Here is a 2109-nt window from a genome sequence, read left to right as displayed (position 1 = left end):
GAGACAGGCCCTCCGAAGATGGAGATGGCGCGGACGAAGGCGTCCGGGGAGATGCCGGTGACGCCCTGGCCGTTGGTGTCGCCGCCGATGACGCCGATGACGGCGGTGCCGTGGTTGCGCCAAATGGGGTCCGGGAGCTGCGAGCCACCGACCACGCCCCCCTGACTCTGGGTGAGGTCCTCGTGCGTGAAGCGCCAGGCGCCCTCGATGTCGATGACTCTCACGCCCGCTCCACGCCCTCCGGGCAGCGTCCAGGCATGAAGCGCGTCGACGCCACCTGGCGCCGCGCCCAGGAAGCCCTGGCGCGTGGTGAAGTCAGGCGTGGTGGGAGGCGCGTCCACGACCTGCGGCTGCATGGTGTTGAGCACCTCGTACGCCGGTTCGGCGGGAGGCTTCACGTATGCGGCCTCCACCATGGGGAGCGCCCGCAGGGACCTGGCGAGCGCGTCGAGTTGTTCGTCCGCCGCCTCCACCCGGTAGTAGCGCTGCAACTGCACCATGGGCGCGCCCCCGTCGACACCCGCCGCGGCCTTGGGCGCCGCATGTTCCTCGGTGGGCCCGAAGAGCGGGATCAGACGGGCCTTCGAGGCCTGGAGCACCTTGGTCAACGGCGCCACATCCAGGTTCGTCGTGGATTGGAGCCCGGTCGCGCGTGCCCTCAGCCCTGCTTCCGGTTTGGCGATGACCACGAGTTCCCGTTCACCTTGAGGGCGCGGAGGAGGGGGCGAGCCGGATGGCTTGCGGGGCATGGTGTTTCTCCAGCGTGAGCGGGCATGAGTACCCGCGCCATGATGGAGTCCGGCTTCGCCAATGCGGCACCCTGCGACTTCCCGCTGACCACGCCTTCGCCAGGGAGACAGAACCCCGCCCGGGAAGGACGAGCGCCAGGGCCCCTGGCCGTGGATGGCACCCGCGTGAAGCAGAAACGACGGTTGGCGACGCACTCCAAGGAGCGCGCCGCCAACTCACCCTGACAAGGGGTCACATCGCCTCAATCTGGCTTCCGCCTCTCATGGGCGGACGCGCGCTAGGCGTGGACGCGGCGCCGTCCCGCTGCTCCGACCAGGAGTAGCACGAGGATCGATCCCACCACGGACATGATGATGCCGGAGGCGTGCAGGTCGAAGAGCTTCCCATCACGCTGGAACAGCGAGCCGACAAGACCGCCCACCAGCGAACCCACCATGCCCAGCAGGGTGGTGGCCACCAGGCCCATGCTCTGCTTGCCCGGCAGGATGGCCCGAGCGATGAGGCCCGCGATGAGGCCGATGATGATGAAGGCAATGATCCCCATGAGAGTCTCTCCTTTTGAGGGACCCGCGAGGTCCCGAATGGCAGAAACGTAGGAATGGGCACACGGATCCGTGACCCGGGATGGGGAGAGGGTCTGCCCGCCCGCCTGCTACCCGAGCGACCCGTCCAGATGCTGCATCACCGCGAGCGCCGCGAGCGCCGCCGTCTCCGTGCGCAGGATGCGCGCGCCCAGCGTGACGGGCCGCGCTCCCAGCTCGCGCAGCCCCGTGACCTCCTCCCGCGCCAGTCCGCCTTCGGGGCCAATCACCAGCGCCACCGGTGTGCCGGGCCCCACGCTCCGGAACGCCTCCCCCAGCGGCACCGCGGACTCCTCCTCGTCCAGCACCAGCAGGAGCGTGCCCGGCGTCAGTGACCGCGCCGCCTCCAACAGTGGACGCGGCGGGTGCACGCGCGGCACGTCGTCCCGGCGACACTGCCGCGCGGCCTCTTCAACAATCTTGGCCCACCGCTGCGTGCGCTCCTCGGCGCGCTTGGGCTCCAGCTTCACCACGCTGCGCGCGGTCGCCACCGGATGGAACGCGGTGGCGCCCAGCTCGGTGCCCTTTTGCAGCACCCACTCCAGCTTGTCGCCCTTGGGCAGTCCCTGGAGCACGCTCATCTCGCGCGCGGGCGGCGTCACGCGCACGGTGCCCAGCACGAGCCGCACGTCCTCCGCGCCCAGGCCCGTGACGCGTGCCTCGAAGGCGCGGCCCTTGCCGTCGAACACCTCCAGCGCGTCGCCGTCCTCCAGCCGCAGCACGTGCACGAGGTAGTGGCGGCGCTCGCCCGTGAGGGTGACGTCGGAAGGGGCGGGCT

2 protein-coding genes and 1 pseudogene are annotated in these 2109 nt (G+C 70.4%); all 3 read right to left on the bottom strand.

Translation table 11 applies throughout. The annotated features are described in order from the left end of the window. A pseudogene (locus D7Y13_RS41075) lies at positions 1 to 749 on the bottom strand (hypothetical protein); the annotation flags it as partial. 278 nt (positions 750 to 1027) lie between these two features. Continuing rightward, positions 1028 to 1294: a GlsB/YeaQ/YmgE family stress response membrane protein gene (locus tag D7Y13_RS41070; RefSeq protein ID WP_120537388.1), complete on the bottom strand. Its 267-nt coding sequence runs from the start codon at positions 1292 to 1294 to the stop codon at positions 1028 to 1030. Positions 1295 to 1402: 108 nt separating this feature from the next. Further along, on the bottom strand, positions 1403 to 2109 hold a 707-nt coding region (locus D7Y13_RS41065; RefSeq protein WP_244222465.1), incomplete at its 5' end, for a 16S rRNA (uracil(1498)-N(3))-methyltransferase.

This window comes from Corallococcus praedator (assembly GCF_003612125.1).
In the GTDB taxonomy this organism is placed as follows: Bacteria; Myxococcota; Myxococcia; order Myxococcales; family Myxococcaceae; genus Corallococcus; species Corallococcus praedator.
The sequence above is the reverse complement of the archived record's forward strand: the minus strand, read 5'-3'. Positions and strand labels throughout refer to the sequence as shown.

Bases quoted from the DNA above. Each gene is read 5' to 3' on its own strand.
- D7Y13_RS41070 (WP_120537388.1), bottom strand. From the start codon at position 1,294: ATGGGGATCATTGCCTTCATCATCATCGGCCTCATCGCGGGCCTCATC.